Source organism: Parasphingorhabdus pacifica (genome assembly GCF_054779195.1).
The window spans coordinates 115,437-133,471 of the sequence record NZ_BAAGYS010000015.1 but is presented as its reverse complement, the minus strand read 5'-3'; the positions used below and the strand labels follow the sequence as shown (position 1 = coordinate 133,471).

Below are 18,035 nucleotides of genomic sequence, written 5' to 3'. Positions count from 1 at the left end.
CACGCGATGACGCACATCCGATCCGACAGTTGCGGGTATGTTTTCGACAACGACAACCCCCACAGCGGCGAGCAGCACCGGTGCCTGGCCTCGGCATATGACCCGATAACGACCGAACGGCTGGCGGCCACCGGTGTCACCGACGGTTGGCATTGCCTGGAGGTGGGCGCGGGCGCGGGCAGCATCGCCCGATGGCTGGCCGACCGAGTAGGGCCCACCGGCAGCGTGCTCGCCACCGACCTCAAACCCGGTGGGATCGCCGAGCACCCCAACCTGACCACCGCGGTGCACGACATCGCTGCCGATCCGCTGCCGGAACAGCGGTTCGACCTGATCGTGGCCCGGCTCGTCCTGCAACACGTTCCGGAGCGGCATGCCGTGCTGGTCAAGCTCGCCCGGGCGTTGTCACCAGGTGGCTGGTTGCAGATCGACGAGTTGGACGCCTCCTACGAGCCGGTGCTCATGACCCGGGACGACGAGGACGCCGAACTGTACGAGAAGTTCCTCGAAGCCAAGAAGACGCTGATGCGTTCCTCCGGTGGTGACCCGGAATGGGGGCGGCGGGCGGCGGGCGCGATGCGTTCGACAGGACTTGTCGACATCGATCCGCGGCCGTACATCCGGCCGCGGCACGCGGGGTCGGTAAACCTCGGGCTGCAGCTGCATCACACCTACCACCTACGGGACGGGTTGGTGTGGGCAGGCATGACCGATGTGGAGCTGGACCGGGTGCGCGTGGTGATGCGCGACCCGTCGTTCCGTGCGTCGTCCAGCCCGATGTACTCGGTCCATGGCCGGAAGGAACCGCAGCGGTGACCGCGTTCCCCACGGTCAGGCGGACAGGAGCCGACGTCGCCACCCACGTCGCGATCGAGCAGCTCAACGCGCTGACAGGGGACCGTGCCCCGGAACCGCTGGACAGCGAGATCGACTGGGCCGGTCCCATCGGACTGCCCCTGGGGGACGAACCTGCGGTGCAGGCCGCGTGCGGGATCATGCACGTCCACGGACGCGCCGCGGGCACCCCGCAGCGACTCGGCGTCGACTACGCCTCCACTCTCGCCGGAGTACTTGCGGCACAAGGTGTGCTGGCCGCCTCCATCGCCCGCGCCCGCGGTGCCCACCTCACCGCGGTGCGCACGTCGGTGGCCGAGGCCGCATTGCTGGCCGTCGGGCAGTACCTCGCGGTTGCCAGCACCGACGACGACTGGACCGAACGGTGGGTATCGGGCGGTCGCCCACCGTTCACCACCCGAGAAGGCGTGCGTTTCGAACTCGAAACCCTGTACCCGGAAGGCTGGCAACGGTTCTGGCAGCAGCTCGGAGCCGGCCACGCACCGATCACCACGGGGTGGTGGCCCTTCCAGCAGCGCTTCGCCACCGCGTCGGGAAGCCTGCCGGAAGCGTTGCACGAGGCCGTGCGGGCCGTCGACTACGACACCGTGGCGGCAGCTGCTGCCGACGCCGCAGACCTGAGCGTGCTGCCGGTCCGGCAAGATCCCGCCCAGCCGGTCGATGTGCCCGCGTTCACCTTCCGGCCCTTGCCGGGCACTGCCCGGCGGCGGTCGGTGACGACCGGTGCGGCGCCGCTCGACGGGGTCGTCGTCGTGGAGTCCACCCGGCGGATCCAGGGCCCGGTGGTAGGGCACGTGCTGCGCATGCTGGGGGCGGAGATCATCCGCGTCGAGCCGCCCGGCGGTGATCCGATGCGCGGGGTCCCGCCGATGGCGGGCGACTGTTCCGCACGGTTCCGCGCGCTCAACGACGGCAAGCGGGTCGTGGAGGTGGACCTCAAATCCTCGGCAGGACGGCGCGAACTGCACGAACTCGTGGCCGGTGCCGATGCGTTCGTGCACAACTGGGCCCCCGGCAAGGCAGAACAGCTCGGCTTGGGCGCCGAGTCCCTCGCCCGGAGCAGCCCCGGGCTCGTCTACGCCTGGTCCTCCGGGTGGGAACCGCTGTCCTGGCCGGAACAACCGCTGGGCACGGACTTTCTGGTGCAGGCCCACAGCGGGTTGGCAGCTGCGGCGTACCCGAACGACGAACCGAGCGCCCCGTCGCTGATGACGCTCACCGACATCCTGGGCGGTATGGTGTGCGCAACAGGGGTACTCGCGTCACTACTCCGACGGGAACGGACCGGCAGGGGATCGCGGGTCGACAGTTCCCTCTATTCGGCCGCCGGTGTGCTCCCACGCCCGGCGACGCGCCACGTGTGGACGGTGTTCGACCGTCCGATTCGGACCGCTGACGGCTTTCTGGTGCTCCCGGATCAGAGCGACGTGGCCGACGTCGCCGGACCGTTGAGCATGAGGTCGGACGCCACGCCGGAAACCCTCGCGGCACGATTCCGAGAGGAACCGACCGAATTCTGGATGGAACGCCTGTCCGAGGCCGATCTCCGCGCGACGCGTGCATGCACCGACCTGCGCGAGTTGGCCGCCGATCCGCGCTTCGACGCCGCTCTCGGCGGCACGACCCACCGATCGTCTCTCTCCCCATGGAAGTTCTCATGACCGACTGCTGGACGTCCCGGAACGGAATCGATATCCGCGACCACGTACCGCGGGATCTGCGGCAGCGGTGGGTCGAGCAGGGCTTGTGCCCGGACCGTGACCTCTACACGCTGTTCTCCGAACACGTGCGTGCGCACCTGGACCGCGAGGCGGTCATCGACTCCGAGGCCGCGCTCGACTACGCGGGCCTCGACCGCGCGGTGCGAGGTGTCGCCGCCGCGTTGAGCGCGGCCGGGCTCGGTGCGCAGGACATCATCGGGCTCCGCATGCCCAACGGCTGGCGGATGGTCGCGGCCGAATTGGCGGTGGCAGCCATCGGCGCGGTGGCTCTGCCCTACCCGGCGGGGCGGGGAAGCAAGGACACCATCTCCTTGTTGGGACGATCCCGCGCAGGCGCGGGAATCTTCGGTAACTGCTCCGACGCGGACGTCGCCCGGGAACTCCCGGACGTCCGCGCGGTCTTCACCTTCGGCGCGGGGGAGAGCGGGGCGCGTTCGCTGGACGACATCTCCGACGCGGCCGACTGGAACCCGCAACCGGTCGACCCGGAAGCACCCGCCCGCATCCTCGTCACCTCCGGTTCCCAATCGGAGCCGAAGATGATCGCGTACTCGCACAACGCGATGGCCGGCGGAAGAGCGAACTACGTGCGGGCGTTGCACGACGGGCACGAGCCGATGCGCGGATTGCTCCTGATGAAGTTGTCCTCGTCCTACGGGTCGTGCGCGACATTCGTGAGCATCGCCGCGATCGGCGCGACGCTCATCCTGATGGACCGCTTCGATCCGGACGAAACGCTGCGGCAGGTCGCTCGGCATCGGCCGACCCATTTGTTCGGGGTTCCGACCATGTTGCGGCGCCTGTCCGAACACCCCGCGGCCCCCGACGAAGACCTGTCCAGTCTCCGGGCCGTGGTGTCCAGCGCCGCGCCGATGTCCGACGTCACTGCGGAGGAGTGCCGCCGGCGGTTCGCTTGCCGCGTGATCACGATCTACGGATCGTCCGACGGGTTGAACTGCCACACGGCCGGAACCGGAACGGGCAACGGTGCCGGAACGGGTACGCCCGATCCTTCGGTTGCCGAGATCCGGATCGTGGACGCGCATGCACACGACGTTCCTGCCGGGAAGACTGGCGAGATCTGGGCGCGGGGTCCGATGACCCCGCTGTGCTACGTCGCGGATCCGGAGCTCGACGCAACCTACCGCACGCCGGAGGGGTGGGTGCGCAGCGGCGACAGGGGAGTGTTCGACGAACAGGGCCGACTGCACGTGCTCGGCAGGATCGAACAGGTCGTCTCCCGGGGTGGTTACAAGATCAGCCCGGCCGAGGTGGAGCGCGAGATCAGCGCCCACCCGGGGATCGTCGACGTGATCTGCGTTCCTGTGCCGGACGACGATCTGGGCGAACGGCTGTGCGCCTGCGTGAGTCAGACGGCGGGCAGTCCGGAACTGTCGCTCGCCGATATCACGGAGTTCCTCGAAGAACGCGGGTTGGAGCAGCGCAAGCTGCCGGAATACCTGTTGCGGCTGCCGGAGTTGCCGCTCGCGCCGACCGGCAAGGTGTGCCGCCACACCGTCACCGAGCTAGCCGTGGAAAAGACCACTGCCTACACGATGCAATAGGGAGCTGACAACAATGACGGAAACGACCGGTCCCCGGTTCGACCTGGCCAATGTGACGCCGACTACGTTCGGGGAACTCCACGAGCTCACCCGGCGGTCGGAGGAGCACGCCCGCGAGTCCAGTGTGGACCCGCGGCTGATCGAACTCGTGCGCCTCCGCGCCTCGCAGATCAACGGCTGCGGGTACTGCCAGGACATGCACACCAGGCAGGCTCGTGAAGCCGGTGAAACCGAGGAGCGCCTGCAGGAGCTCGCTACGTGGCAGGAATCAACGCACTTCGACGGTGCGGAACGGGCCGCCCTGCAGCTGACCGAATCGGTCACCCTGCTGCACGGTGGAAAGGTGCCCGAGGAGGACTACCGTCCTGCTCAGGAGCACTTTGACGAAAAGCAGATCGTCGGTCTGGTGTGGACGATCGGCCTGATCAACACGTACAACAGGCTGGCCATCGCGATGGCTCCTGAAGTGTGACCCGCAGGGTCGGGCGCGTTCCGCGTCACCTTCCGCGCTCCTGCGCGGTTCACAGCGTGATGCGGAACGCCCGATCCAGTGGTCCATCAACTCGGAGGTCTGTGGGCCCGATCAGACGGCGATCAGCTCGATGTCGAGTCGCCCGAAGTGGTAGTCGCGGACGGCTTCCAGCAGCTCGTCACGCGTCAGGACACCGTTGCCGTTCTTGTCGATCTTCCCGAACGCCTCCTGGCCCTCTTCGTGGCTCAGCCCGACGGCGGAGAGCCAGGTGGCGAACTCCTCGCGGTTGACCTTGCCATCGGCGTTCTTGTCGCACAGTCCGACGATGCCCTCGATGATCGGACTGAGGGCGCGGTTGAAGGTCGCCTCACCCTGCTCGAAGATCAGGCTCTCGGCGACCAGCCGGAATTGCTCCTCGCTCACCGATTCTTCCGGGCTCACACCGGATTGTTCGGCCACGAGCTCGAAAAGGCCGCGGAAGGCCGCCTTGATGTTCTGCGTCTCCGGCGAAGAAGGGGACTTGCCGAACGCGGCCGCGATGTTCGCGGCTTCCTCTTCCATGTCCGAGCGCTCGAGAGTGCCGTTTCCGTTGGCATCCCACCGATCGAAGCGCTGCTTTACGCGGTTCTGCGCGGTTACATTGGTCATGTCGCAGATTTCCCTTCGCGTCGAGTGTCCCGTCCCCGGCCCGGTTGAGTCCACAATGGAGTTGTGACGTCACGGGACGAGCCGAGATTATCGGCGACATCTGCCGGTATCACGCGATCTCACACCAACGTGTCGCCAGAGTCCTTCGAACAGCCGTAGGGGCACCGGTCGAGGTGTTCGGCGAACGCGGCGGTGCCCGTGACCTCGTGGCAGCCCTGCGGACGTAAGGGGCTGGGACCTCGGGCGCTGGGGAACTTCGGGCGCCGGGAACTTCGGGTGTCTGGGAACTTCGGGTGCTGGGAACTTCGGGCGCCGGGGAACCTCAGACGCTGCGGAGTACTGAGACGACGGTGCCCAGTACTACGGCGGTGTCACCGTCGATGGTGTCGTACTCCGAGTTGCGCGGTTCGAGGAAGACGTGGCCGTTGCGGCGCCGGTATTCCTTGACGGTGGCCTCGTCGTCGATCATCGCGGCCACGATTTGGCCCGAATGCGCTTCGGGCTGCTGTCGCACCACGACGACGTCGCCGTCGCAGATCGCGGCGTCGATCATCGAGTCACCGCGCACGCGCAAACCGAAAACGTCGCCGCGTCCGGTGAACTCGCGGGGCAACGTCAGCATGTCGTCGACGTGTTCTTCGGCTGCGATGGGATTGCCTGCGGCGATGTGGCCGACCACGGGTACGGTCACCGAGCCGTCGGCAGGTTCCTGCGCCGCGGACTCCTGCAAGAACATCCGGACGTCGATCGGCCGGGAAACGGTGGCGCTGCGTCGCAGAAAGCCCTTCTCCTCCAGGCTTCTCAAGTGCTTCGACACCGAGGACGGCGACCGCAGGCCGACTGCAGTGCCGAGCTGGCGGGCGCTCGGAGCGTAGCCGTACCGGACCACCCAATCGCGGATCGCGCCCAGGATTCGCTGCTGACGTGGCGGCAGGGTCGAGGTGTCCAGGTGCTCGAACGCGTCGAGATCGTCGTAGGCGGTCACTCGCGAAATGGTAGAGGTAAGCACCTCCGATGCGGCTACCGGCACGTGTGGTCCGACCAGTCGCGGTGACAACTTCCCGGAGCTCCCGATGGAGCTTCCCCTGGCTCGCATGTCGCGCACTGGTTGTTCCTGGCGGGCAGTGACGAGCACGTGCTGGTCAGCCCAATTTGCTGCCGGTTTCGAGTCCCCGCGTGGACCACAGTTCGTTCCCGGATCCCGCTGGAACATGCTCAGTTGTTTCAACTTGTTGGCGAGAGATGCTTGTTTTGAGCAACTCCTACCGGCATGCTTGCTCGCATCGCTCGATCGAGCTAACGGGAGGATCAACGTGGATCTTCAACTGTTGGCGGCACTCGCCTTGGGGATCGCCGCCATCGTCGTGATCGTGCTGCGTACTCGACTCGATGCATTCATCGCGTTGTTGATCGCGGCCCTACTGACCGGGTTCGTCGCCGGATCGCCGGTCACCGACGTGCTGGACTCCATCGCGGACGGGTTCGGCAGCACCATGGGCAACATCGGCATCGTCATCGGACTCGGTGTCGGCCTCGGCAAGATTCTCGAGGTATCCGGTGCCGCGGACGCATTGGCCACGGCGTTCGTCCGGCTGGTGGGCCGAGGCCGCGAACCGTGGGCCATGGCCGGGACCGGGGCGATCATTTCGATCCCGGTGTTCTGCGACTCCGGCTACGTGATCATGAACCCGCTCGCCCGCTCCATCGCCCGAGCCAAGCGCGCCGGTTACGTGACGCTCGCGCTCGCCCTCGGATGCGGGATGACGCTGACCCACCATCTCGTCCCGCCGACACCCGGCCCGCTGGGTGTTGCCGGGATCCTGGGTGCCGATGTGGGTGGCCTGATCCTGGCCGGGACGGTCTGCGTGCTGGTGCTGCTGCCGCTCGTGGTCGCCTACGCCCGGTGGGTGGGTCCGCGGCTGGAATCCGAGGTGGCGCCGGAGATCCGCGCCGAGGTCTACGGATCCGACGAGTCCCGCGCGTCGGTGACAACGGGCACCGGTGCAGAGGCGGCGACCCGGGGCTCGGACGAGCCCGGCGACGCTGCCGCACCGGAAATGCCCGATGGGGCCGAGCCGCGCAAGCTGCCGGCGATGGTCGCCATGCTGCCGCTGCTCGTGCCGCTCCTGTTGATCGTGGTCAACACCGTTGCCACCGGAATCGACCGCTCGGCGCAAGGCGTGCTCAGCGGGGACGAGTACGAGCCGTCCGCCGTGGCCGGTGCGCTGGCGTTCATCGGCGACCCGGTCGTGGCGCTGCTCGTCGGGCTCGTACTCGCGGTCTACGTTCTGCTGCCCCGCTGGACGCCACGACACCAAGTGCACAGCTGGCTCGCGCAGGCCGCGTCCTCGGCCGGCCTGATCATCCTCATCACGGGAGCGGGCGGCGCGTTCGGCAAGGTGTTGCGGTCAACCGGTGTCGGTGACGAACTCGCGAGCGTGATCGCGTCGTGGAGCCTTCCCGGCGTGCTGGTGCCGTTCTTGATCGCCACGGTGGTGCGTCTGGCACAAGGGTCGGGCACCGTCGCCATGATCACCGCCGCGTCGGTCAGCGCGCCGCTGGTCGCCGGGCTCGGGATCTCCCCACTCGCGGCCGCGCTCGCTTGCTGCGCGGGCTCCACGGTGTTCAGCTACTTCAACGATTCCTACTTCTGGGTCGTTACCCGGTTCACCGGCTTGAACGGCACCGCCGCCATTCGCGGCTGGTCCGGAATCACCACCGTCGTATGGCTGGGAACGCTTCCGCTGGTGCTCCTCGCCGGCGCGGTGCTGTGAACGGAGAGGGAGAAACCATGCCCAGGGTCCTCGTCATCGGTGACGACTTGACCGGGAGCAACGCCACCGGGGCTCGGTTCGCGAGAGCCGGGCTGCAGGCGATCTCGGTCAGCGGGATCGAACGCGTTCCGTGTGCGATGAGCGCCGAGGTCGTCGTGCTCAACGTGGGCACGCGACATTGCCGACCGGAACGGGCCAGAACCGTCGTGGCCAAGGCAGCCTCGGCGGTATCTCCGGTGGATCTGCTGGTCAAGCGGGTGGATACCACCCTGCGCGGCAACGTGGGAGCCGAGGTCGACGCGCTCCTCGACGTCCTCCCGCCGGACACCCGCGCTCTGGTGGTGCCTGCCTTTCCCGATGCCGGTCGCACCACCGTCGGTGGTTTGCACCTGGTGGACGGAATGCCGCTGGCCGAGACCTCGGCCGGGCGGGACCCGTTGGCCCCGGTCGGCGGCTCGCGAGTGGCGACCGTACTGCGGCGCGGGACCGAGCGGTCCATCGCCGAAGTTCCCCTCGACATCGTCGAATCCGGCGCGAACGCGGTCGCCGAAATCCTCACCGGCGCGGAAGCGCAGATCGTGGTCTGCGATGCGACCACCAACGGACACCTCACCACGATCGCCGAGGCAGCGGCCAACGTGCGTGCCGAGCAGGGCACGCGATGGCTGTCCGTGGACAGCGGCCCGTTCGGGGTCCTGTTGACCACCGCGCTGGGCATCGGTTCCCACGTGCACCACAGCCCACCCGTGCTCGCCGTGGTCGGCAGCATCACCGCGACCACGCGGGAGCAGGTCGACGAATTGGAACAGGTGCTCCGCGCCCGGTTCGTCGACGTGCCACCCGACGGACTCGACCCGCGGGCGATCGCCGACCGGGCCGCGGAACTGGCACGTTCCGGCAGTCGGGTGATCGGCATCCGAACGCGGTTTCCGGCCGCCGATGAACGCGTCGACCCGGCGACCGCCGCCCGAATTCCCGGAGTACTGGCCGAGGCCGCCGCGCTCCTGCTCTCCGAGATCCGAATCGGCGGGTTGTACGCGACCGGCGGAGACATCGCCGAGGCCCTCACGGAGGCGCTCGACAGCGATGGATTCGCCATCGACACCGAAGTCCTGCCGCTGGCGGTGGCGGGACGCCTGACCGGCGGCGTGCACGCCGGGCTGCCCTTCGCCACGAAAGGCGGCCTCATCGGCGGCCCGGACGGTGCCATCGCCTGCGTGGAACACCTGATCAGCGCAATCGCCCAACGCGAGAGAGGAAATCCGTAGTGAGCACTCAAGCGACCCGTCCGATCCTGGCCGTCACGCTCGGCGACCCCGCGGGAATCGGCCCGGAGATCACGGCCCGCACGCTGGCGGAACCGAACGCCGCCGAACAGGCACGCCCACTGGCGGTCGGAGACGCGGCGGTCCTGCGCCGAGCGATCGACGTGTGCAAGCTCGACGCCCGGGTCAACCCCGTCAGCTCCGTGGACCAGGCGCGATTCGAACCCGGCGTCATCGACGTCCTCGACCTGGGCATCGCTCCTGCCGACCTCCCCTGGGGCGAGGTCAGCGCCACCGCGGGAGCCTCCGCGGTCGCGGCGATCGAGACCGCGACGAAGGCCGCACTGGACGGCACCGTCGCCGCGATCGTCACCTCCCCGATCAACAAGGAAGCCATCTGGGCGGCGGGATCCACACACCTCGGACACACCGAGATGCTCGGCGAACTCACCGGATCCCACCGGTTCAACACCATGTTCTGGGTGCGCGGACTGAAGATCTTCTTCGCCACCCGCCACCTGTCGCTGCGCCAGGCTTTGGACGGGATCACCCGGCCCAACGTCGAGCACTCGATCCGGGAGGCCTACACGGCCCTGGAGGTGTTCGGCAGCCGCGAACCGAAGCTGGCCGTCGCGGCGTTGAACCCGCACGGCGGGGAAAACGGCAAGTTCGGCGACGAGGAGATCGTCGCGATCAACCCGGCCGTGGAGGTCGCGCGCGCCGAAGGTCTGGACGTAGTGGGTGCGATCCCGGCGGACTCGGTGTTCCACCAAGGACTGGAAGGAGCCTACGACGGAGTGCTGTCGCTCTACCACGACCAGGGGCACATCGCGTCGAAGACCGTCGACTTCCACGGGACCGTGTCGGTGACGGTCGGACTGCCGATCCTGCGGACGTCCGTCGACCACGGCACGGCGTTCGACATCGCAGGCACCGGAGTCGCCGATCCGGGCACGATGCGCGCGGCCTACCGCGCCGCCGTGGAGCTCGCACCGTTCGCGGACCGGTTGCGGACGACCTACCCCTCGGCTCTGTCGTAAGGTTCGATCGTGACCGCCCCTCGACAGACGACGACCCAGCGACGGACCATGCTGCTCGCCGCGGTACGCAATGGTGACCGAAGCATCCAGCAACTGGCCGAGCAATTCGAAGTCTCGTCCTCGACGATTCGCCGGGACCTCACCGAATTGGCGCGCGAAGGTTACGTCGTGCGCACGTACGGTGGTGCGCTCGACACGGGGAACCGCGTCGAGCGCACCCTCCGGGAGAAGGACGCCAGCCGTTCCGACGAGAAGGACGCGGTGGCGCGGGCGGCCGCCGAGATCGTTCAGGACGGCGAAGTGGTATTGCTCGACGCGGGCACCACGACGGGAAGGCTCGCTCGCCACCTGGCGGGCAAGCAAGGGCTGACCGTGGTCACCAACGCGCTGACCGTCCTGTTCGCGCTCGCCGACCGGCCGGATGTGGACGTCGTCGTGCTCGGGGGGCGGTTGCGGTACCCGAACGAGGCGATCCTCGGCAGCACCGTGGAACAGCAACTCCGACACATCAAACCGGACCGGGTGTTCCTCGGCGCCGACGGGATCACCGCCGACCGCGGAGTCTGCTCACCGACGCTGGAGCAATCCCAGCTCAAACACACCATGCTGCACGCGGGATCCGAACCCTATCTGCTCGTGGACCACTCCAAGGTGAACTACGCGCCGTTCGCCTACTGGACACCGCTGGACCGCGAGTGCACCGTGCTCCTCGACGACGGCGACCCCGAAGCGCTCAACGCTCTCGACGACCATCCACTGTGCACAACCTTCGTCGTGCGGCAGTGACGGCACATTTTTCGCGGAGGACGGCGGGTCCTCGGCTTCGTCCACGGCTGCTCACGGTGGTGTTCGGCTCCTGAGTGTAGGTTCGCGCCCCAGCGACATGACCACGAATGGAGAGGTATCCACTTTGCCGCCACACCCACGACGTCATGGAACGAGAGCGGGCCGCTCGTCCTCCTGCGCCGGTTGTGCCTGTTCGGCAACGGGACCGAACAACGGGTCCTCGCGCACTTCCCGCCACAACGAGTAGGCCAGACCGAGCATCAGCACCACGAACGGTGCCGCTGTGATGATCACGGTCTGCTGGAGCGCCTCCAGCCCACCGGCCACGAGAAGCACGATCGCGGTCGCACCGGTGAGCGCGCCCCACAAGGCCAGAACCGTGGTCCGGGGCTTCATCTCGCCGTCCGAGGACAGCATGCTCAGTACGAAGGTGTTCGCGTCGGCGCCGGAGACGAAGAACAGCAGGACCAGCGCCATCGCGATCAACGACGTCGCGGAGGGCATCGGGAACGCCTCGAGCATCGCGAAGATGGCGTTGTTCGAGTCCTGCGCGGCGGCTTGCGCAACCTGCCCGCCTCGGAAGGCGTCCTGGAAGATCGCGGCGCCGCCGAAGACGGTGAACCACAGGAAGAAAACCGCGCTGGGCACGCCGACGACGGCGATGACGAACTCCCGGATGGTGCGGCCACGGGAGATGCGGGCCAAGAACACGCCGACGAAGGCACCCCAGGAGATCCACCACGCGAGCATGAAGTAGGTCCAGCTCTGCATCCACTCCAGCTCACCGAAGGTCCCGGTCCGCAGGCTCATCGACACGAAATTGCCCGCGTACTGACCGAGGGATTCGACGAACAGGTTGAGCACGAACGTCGACGGGCCCACGATCAGCACGAAGGCGAACAGCAAACCGGCCAATCCCATGCTGCTTTCGCTGAGGAACCGAATGCCCTTGTGCAGCCCGGTTACCGCCGAGATGGTGAACAAGATCGTGACCACGGCGATGATGACCACCTGGGTGGTGGTGCCGTCGTGCAGCCCGAACAGTCGGTTCAATCCGCCGCTGATCTGCAGCGTTCCGAGCCCCAGCGACGTGGTGGTGCCGAACAGCGTGGCGAAGATCGCCAGCACATCGATGGCTTTGCCGATCGGTCCGTCGACCCGGGAGCCGAGTAGCGGACGCAGCATCGGGCTGATCAGGCCTTTGCGGCCCTTGCGGTGGGTGGAGTAGCCGAGGGCGATACCGAACACGGCGAAGATTCCCCACGCGTGCAGTCCCCAGTCGAAGAAGGAGTACTGCATGGCAACCACGGCGGCGTGTTTGGTGCCCGGATCCGCCAAGTCGTGCGGCGGTTCGGCGAAGTGGCTGATCGGTTCGGAAACCCCGTAGGAAACCAGGCCGATGCCCATCACCGCGGCCAGGATCATCGCCAGCCAGCTGACGGTGCGAAATTCGGGGCGGTCGGTGTCAGCGCCGAGGCGGATCCTGCCGAACCTGCTGCTCGCCAGCACGACCAGGAAGCCCAGCATCGCCAGGCTGGAGACCAGGTACACCCAGCCGAAATGGCCGGTGACCCAGTTCAGGCCGGTCGAGGTGACCGCGTTGAGGTTGTCGGGAAAGAGCGTCGCCCACAGTACGAACAGGGCGCAGAGCGTCACGGATATGGAGAAGACGCTGCCGAGGTTAGGGGAGGTGGGATCTCTTCGGGTGGTGGCTTGTGTCATGACTCGACTCCAAGTTGGAGATGGTGGACCCCGATGGGGTGTTGGCTCTGAGGCGGTGCGTCGTCCGCCAGGAACCGGGACCGGAAGTCGAGTTCGTGCGGTGATGGGCACTGATGGTGGATCTCGGCGCGGGGGTCTCCTGCCATGCCTTCCGGAAGCCGCGTCGGCGATCACCGACCGGATGGAAACGAAGTTCGAGGTTCCGCACGAGGTCGGCGATGACCATCGAAGCGGGTGGCGCGTGACGGGGTTGGGCCGCGTAGTACGCGGATCCGGCTGGTCCCCGCAGGCAGAGCACGACGCTGCGGCTGTGGCCCCGACGTCGCGGTGGCCCCGATTGACCAGTTCCTGACACTCGCAGCCTGGGAACCTAACACGCCCCCGAGCAGGCACCCAGGTATGGGTATGCACCGACCCGTCCACGCCGAGCGGCGGGTCTCCGTGGCGGTGATGCTGTCATTGACGTGTTCGATCAGCCTGTAATGCGCGCCGAACTACCGCGCCGCCACCGGGGCCACGAAATCGCATCTGCCGGCCGCGGGAATCCTGCCCTCCATCGCCGGTGTAGATGATCTCGTGGCCTGGTGTCGTGTAAATGATGTCCTTTGACCTGGTTTGGCGTGGTCGAGAATGTCGTCGGCGGTTTTGGTCCGGGTGAAGGCTGGCAGCGTTCGTTCCAGCCGTCGATGAAGCGGTTGAAGCTGCCGCGGCGGACGGCCTGGCGGGTGATGGTGCCGAAGAAAATCTTCACCATGTTCAGCCAGGATCCTGAGGTCGGGCTGAAGTGCAAGGTGATCCTCGGGGGCCCACTTCTTCCAGATCTTGCCACCCCGACATGGGAAATCCCGAGTTGATCAGCCAACAAACGCGACGACCAGTGGGTGATACCAAGACGTTCCGGAGGTGGCTCCAGGGGCGCCAACACGACCTAGACGCCGGCAATCTGCTGAGAACCGAGCCGACTCACTCACAAGGGTGAACCCGACTCGACATTCGGGAGAGGCCGCCTACCGTCGGCGCTATGCCCTCTTCGGGCCACTGTGGCAAGGACTGGATTCCGTGGCAGGCCGTGTGCGAACAGGCCGCGTCCGCGATGACGGTGCTCGATCTCGAGGGGCGTTTCCTCTACGTCAACCGCGCCCTGTGCCGACTCCTCGGCTACGAGCGAGACGAGATCGTCCAGCACCACCGTCATCATTTCATCCACCCCGACGACACGGTGGGACTCGACATGATCGGCGATGTGCTCGCGGCGCCCTCGGGCGAGGTCTCCCGCGAGTTCCGATGCGTGTGCTCCGACGGACGGGTCATCTGGTTGCTTCTGTCCGCCTCGGTCATCCGGGACGACGAAGGCCGTCCGCTCTGCGTCGTGACCCACGCGCAGGACGTCACAGACCAGCACGAGTTCACGGTCCGATGGAAACGGACTTTCGCCCACGCTCCCATCGGGATGGCCATGCTGGACATGCACGGGGTTTGGACAGAGGTCAACGCCGCCTTGTGCGAGTTGCTCGGCTACAGCCGTGACGAGCTGATGGACCTGCAACCCGCCGATCTCACATACCCGGATGAAGAGGCGAGTGCCGTGCTCGCCGATGTCTTCGAAGGGCGCATAGACCGGGCGAGCTTGGAGACCCGCTATCGGCACAAGGCCGGGCACCCGGTCTGGCTGCTCATCCGGGTCAGCGCGGTCCCAGGACCGGAAGGCGAGCCGGTGTACGTGGTCGGCCAGTACGAGGAGATCGGTGACCGGCGCATGTCAGACGAACACCTTGCTCACTTGGCCCTGCACGATCCGTTGACCGGGCTGGCCAATCGCGCCCTACTGGCTGATCGGCTGGATCATGCCCTCGCGGAATTACCGCGCGACGGGGGAGTGCTGGCCGTGATGCTGGTTGATCTGGACAAGCTGAAGCAGACCAACGACCGCCACGGGCACGCCGTCGGCGATCAGCTCCTGATTTCGGTGGGAGACGCACTGCTGCACGCCGCGCGGACCGGTGACACCGTGGCCCGCTTCGGGGGAGACGAGTTCGTCGTGGTCGGCCGCGTGACCGATCTTGCGGCGTCGGAGGCGTTTCGCGACCGCGTGGAGAAATGCCTCCAGACCGACGTCGTCGTGTCGGGCCGCCGGGTTTCTCTGCAGGCAAGCGTCGGACTTGCCGCCACGACCTCCCCGACGATCTCCAGCGTGGAGTTGCTTGACGCCGCCGACCGAGACATGTACCTCCGCAAAGCTCGGACCCGACTCTAGGTTTCGGCCGGTCCTGGGCCTCGGGAGCGTCCGTGACGAGCGACCACCGCGGGGGACTCGTTCCGTGTTGCCGCCAGCACTGCCCGATCGACGACTCGTCCACTGTGGATTGGTCCGCTTCTCCGGCTCGGGAGACGGGGCACGACGGTGTTCCTCCAAGATCAAAACGGCGATCTTATTGTCTGGCGAGCAAACGTTTGCGGAGGTTGCCAGAGGTTTGGCAGCCCCCGGCGGGTCGGTGCTCATTCCGGTGCAGTCAGTGTCGCTGAGGCCGGCGGATCAGCGCATCTGGTGTGGCTCGCTGTCGTCGGGAAAGCGACGGTGCCGGGCTTGGAGTAGTCAAACGGACTTGCGAGCCCCAATCGCCGGATGGCCGGAACTGCAACACGGTGCCGAGCGGCGCCGCCCACGTGTGTCCATCATGTGCGGGGGCGGCGCCGCTGGGTCGCTATGCGTCGAGGTCGAAGATCTCCAGTGACTGCACCGTGACTTGGCCGCCGGTGGCGAAGGTGCGTACCCGATCGCTTCCGGTGTCCGGGAAGACCAAGTCGGTGATCATGGCCTGGCCGCGGTCGCCGAACACTTGCACGTTGGCCTTGTCGATCACTATTCGGATTCGGAGGACGTCGCCGATCGGGGTCAGAGCGACGGTGTGCCGTGCCGGGAATGTGGCACCGACAGTTGTCTGCCCGGAAGCTTTTCGGTCCACGAACAGTTCTTGAGCGGCGAGGTCGTATCCGATGCGGGTGCGGTAGGAGTCGTCGGCGAAGACGTCGAAACCGAATGAGGGTGCCGTTGCTCCGGCGAGTTGGAACTCGGCGACGATGTCGAGCACTGTTCCTGCGAAATCGGGGGATCCGCCCTGTTCGGAGACTGTGCCGCTCCAGGTGCGCTTGTTGCGGCGTATTCTCGTCAGTTCCTTGACCGGCTGCTGCGCGAGCCGGACTCCCGCTTCTGTGGAGATCAGCTCCAGTTCGCGCGGTACGGACATGCCACCGCGCCATGGAGAGGTGGGGATGTCGCCGGCATAAGCCCAATTGCTCATCCAGCCCAGCCACAACCGGCGGCCGTCGGGAACGTCCGACCAGGACACTGCGGCGTAGAAGTCCGCTCCCTCTTCGACCCACAGGACGTCGCCGGGTGCGCTGTCAGCGGTGAACGTGGTGCCGTCGAAGTCGCCCAGGAAGTACTGCATTCCCGAGCCCCCGGCCGGTCCGCCTGGGTTGATGCTGACGATGAGTACCCACTTGCTGCTGTCGGCATCACCGTCCACGGGGAGCTGGAACAGATCGGGGCACTCCCACACTCCTGCGTGGGAGCCATGGTTTGCGCCGAATTCGCTGAGCTGCTGCCAATGCACGAGGTCCGGCGAGCCGTAGAACCGGATGCGATCGCCCACGGCTAGCGACATGACCCATTTGCTCGTCGGGGCGTGCCAGAAGACCTTCGGGTCGCGGAAATCCGCCTCGCCGGAATTGGGGATCACCGGGTTGCCCGAGTACTTGGTCCAGGTACGGCCACGGTCGCTGCTGTAGGCGAGGCTCTGCTGCTGCGTGTCGCCCGCGCTGGTGTAGAGCGCGACCAATCCGGGCCGGCCGCCGAAGAAACCGCTGGTGTCCTGGCGGTCGACCACCGCGCAGCCGGAGAAGATGGCTCCCAGGTGATCGGGTTCCATCGCCACCGGCAGCTCCTGCCAATGCACGAGGTCGGTGCTGACCGCGTGACCCCAGGACATGTTGCCCCATTGGTCGCCGTACGGGTTGTGCTGGAAGAACAAGTGGTACTCGCCCTGGAAGTACACCATGCCGTTCGGGTCGTTCATCCAGTTGCGCGCTGGGGTGAAGCACACCGACGGACGCCACTGCGACGTTTCCGCGGTGGCGGACGCTGTCGCTGAGGCACGGGCGGCTGGTGAACCTGGCAGGGTCGTCAACCCCAGGCCGACCAGAGCGCCGGCCCCGGCCAGGAGACCGCGGCGTCCGAAGGCTCGTTCCAGTGGCTGACGTGGGTTGATAGCGTCCCCAGTGCCGGAGTGCTGCATCGTTACCTCCTCAGTGTTCCTGCGCCCGATTGGGCACACGGCAGTTCATCGGTGATGCATTCCTGCGGAGATCGGGTCGAGATTGTTGCGCCGCGGGGCGCGAGGTCTTCTGATTCGCACCGGCCGGAGGCGGATGAGCCCCGCCGCGACGCTTCGGCATTTTCAGGACTGCGGCCGTCCGTTTCGGGAAGCGTGCGGCGCAGGAAGATCAGTCCCGCGGTGTCCGGAGCCGGGTAGATCCACAACAAGCCTGTGGCGGTGAAGGCGTTGAGGTCTTCCCGGGACGGGCCGGGGCGGGTCTGGGCCGGGCGGGCCGCCGCTTCCGGCGAGGAAGCCCTGCCGGTTCATTCTGGGACTCGAAAAGGAAGTGCTCGATAATGCCGAGCCTTCAGTCACGCGCTCCTCCTTGATCAGGAAGTGACAGCTTCGTGGGGGATCTCGCTCCGGCACTGCGGCGAGTTCGGCGAGTCCTTCGGAGCTGTCGGAGGTCAACTCCACCTCCCCCTGTGCCGCGCCGAGGGGCATCAGGCAACTCTCCGCCTCGCACCTGCCCGATTTTCTCCGGTCCGTGTCTGGTATTGCCTGATTGTGCGCGTTGTTGCCAGATTGTCAAGGCCGTGGAAACGGCGAATGTGCAACCTGGGAACTCGTGGAGCCGTCCCATGGCTGGAAGCAACACGCCGGACATCCAATCCGGAGTCGGTCTCGGCCCGGGCGAATTCGATGACGCGATGCGGTCCAGGTCGATCTGCGCCGTATCGCCGATCCCACTGCGCCATGCGGATATTGACAGGAACCAACGGCAGGCCACGATCAAATCCCGTTGGTGCACGCCTACGCCGAGCCTGGGGTGGACCCGCATCGCCTCCGTTGCCGCGCCCACCGACCGCGG

At 66.9% G+C, this 18,035-nt stretch carries 13 protein-coding genes and 1 pseudogene; 9 read left to right on the top strand and 5 right to left on the bottom strand.

All coding sequences use genetic code 11. The features are described 5' to 3' along the window. Window positions 1-6 precede the first annotated feature (6 nt). The 4 genes from ACYVAN_RS22470 to ACYVAN_RS22455 are packed head-to-tail and all read left to right on the top strand — an operon-like array spanning window position 7 to window position 4,613. The gene (locus ACYVAN_RS22470) at window positions 7-816 is read left to right on the top strand and encodes a methyltransferase domain-containing protein (protein WP_460962791.1); all 810 of its coding nucleotides are present in this window, start codon (window positions 7-9) and stop codon (window positions 814-816) included. Then, window positions 813-2,516, top strand: a complete 1,704-nt coding sequence (locus ACYVAN_RS22465) for a CoA transferase (protein ID WP_460962789.1) — start codon at window positions 813-815, stop codon at window positions 2,514-2,516. The genes ACYVAN_RS22470 and ACYVAN_RS22465 overlap by 4 nt, the downstream gene beginning before the upstream one ends. Then, on the top strand, window positions 2,513-4,141 hold the full coding sequence (locus tag ACYVAN_RS22460) for a class I adenylate-forming enzyme family protein (protein WP_460962787.1): 1,629 nt from the start codon (window positions 2,513-2,515) through the stop codon (window positions 4,139-4,141). The genes ACYVAN_RS22465 and ACYVAN_RS22460 overlap by 4 nt, the downstream gene beginning before the upstream one ends. A gap of 13 nt (window positions 4,142-4,154) precedes the next feature. Beyond that, window positions 4,155-4,613: a carboxymuconolactone decarboxylase family protein gene (locus ACYVAN_RS22455; protein ID WP_460962785.1), complete on the top strand. Its 459-nt coding sequence runs from the start codon at window positions 4,155-4,157 to the stop codon at window positions 4,611-4,613. A gap of 111 nt (window positions 4,614-4,724) precedes the next feature. Here the strand turns inward: ACYVAN_RS22455 and ACYVAN_RS22450 are convergent, their stop codons facing one another. Both ACYVAN_RS22450 and lexA read right to left on the bottom strand, forming a co-directional pair. Beyond that, window positions 4,725-5,261: an EF-hand domain-containing protein gene (locus ACYVAN_RS22450; protein ID WP_460962783.1), complete on the bottom strand. Its 537-nt coding sequence runs from the start codon at window positions 5,259-5,261 to the stop codon at window positions 4,725-4,727. Window positions 5,262-5,583: 322 nt separating this feature from the next. Then, a complete protein-coding gene (gene lexA / locus ACYVAN_RS22445; RefSeq protein ID WP_460962781.1) occupies window positions 5,584-6,246 on the bottom strand; it encodes a transcriptional repressor LexA in 663 nt (220 codons plus the stop codon). A 328-nt stretch (window positions 6,247-6,574) separates the two neighbouring features. Between lexA and ACYVAN_RS22440 the strand changes: the two genes are divergently transcribed. The 4 genes from ACYVAN_RS22440 to ACYVAN_RS22425 are packed head-to-tail and all read left to right on the top strand — an operon-like array spanning window position 6,575 to window position 11,126. Continuing rightward, complete coding sequence (locus ACYVAN_RS22440; RefSeq protein ID WP_460962779.1) at window positions 6,575-8,035, top strand: GntP family permease; 1,461 nt, start codon at window positions 6,575-6,577, stop codon at window positions 8,033-8,035. A 17-nt stretch (window positions 8,036-8,052) separates the two neighbouring features. After that, window positions 8,053-9,303, top strand: a complete 1,251-nt coding sequence (locus ACYVAN_RS22435; protein ID WP_460962777.1) for a four-carbon acid sugar kinase family protein — start codon at window positions 8,053-8,055, stop codon at window positions 9,301-9,303. After that, window positions 9,303-10,340, top strand: coding sequence for a 4-hydroxythreonine-4-phosphate dehydrogenase PdxA (gene pdxA / locus ACYVAN_RS22430; protein ID WP_460962775.1), 1,038 nt, complete (start codon window positions 9,303-9,305; stop codon window positions 10,338-10,340). Before ACYVAN_RS22435 ends, pdxA begins: the two co-directional genes overlap by 1 nt. 9 nt (window positions 10,341-10,349) lie before the next feature. Continuing rightward, a complete protein-coding gene (locus tag ACYVAN_RS22425; RefSeq protein ID WP_460962773.1) occupies window positions 10,350-11,126 on the top strand; it encodes a DeoR/GlpR family DNA-binding transcription regulator in 777 nt (258 codons plus the stop codon). A gap of 144 nt (window positions 11,127-11,270) precedes the next feature. Here ACYVAN_RS22425 and ACYVAN_RS22420 read toward each other — a convergent pair whose 3' ends face one another. Together ACYVAN_RS22420 and ACYVAN_RS22415 are read right to left on the bottom strand one after the other, a co-directional pair. Continuing rightward, window positions 11,271-12,848 carry a BCCT family transporter gene (locus tag ACYVAN_RS22420; protein ID WP_460962771.1) on the bottom strand — a complete coding sequence of 526 codons (1,578 nt, stop codon included), beginning with the start codon at window positions 12,846-12,848 and terminating at the stop codon, window positions 11,271-11,273. A 494-nt stretch (window positions 12,849-13,342) separates the two neighbouring features. Beyond that, window positions 13,343-13,650 (bottom strand): annotated as a pseudogene (locus ACYVAN_RS22415) (hypothetical protein); the annotation flags it as partial. Between the two features lie 219 nt (window positions 13,651-13,869). Between ACYVAN_RS22415 and ACYVAN_RS22410 the strand changes: the two are divergent. Continuing rightward, on the top strand, window positions 13,870-15,102 hold the full coding sequence (locus ACYVAN_RS22410) for a PAS domain S-box protein (protein WP_460962769.1): 1,233 nt from the start codon (window positions 13,870-13,872) through the stop codon (window positions 15,100-15,102). Between the two features lie 448 nt (window positions 15,103-15,550). On the opposite strand, the gene ACYVAN_RS22405 is transcribed toward ACYVAN_RS22410, so the two are convergent. Beyond that, on the bottom strand, window positions 15,551-17,143 hold the full coding sequence (locus ACYVAN_RS22405; protein WP_460962767.1) for a glycoside hydrolase family 32 protein: 1,593 nt from the start codon (window positions 17,141-17,143) through the stop codon (window positions 15,551-15,553). Between the last annotated feature and the right edge of the window lie 892 nt (window positions 17,144-18,035).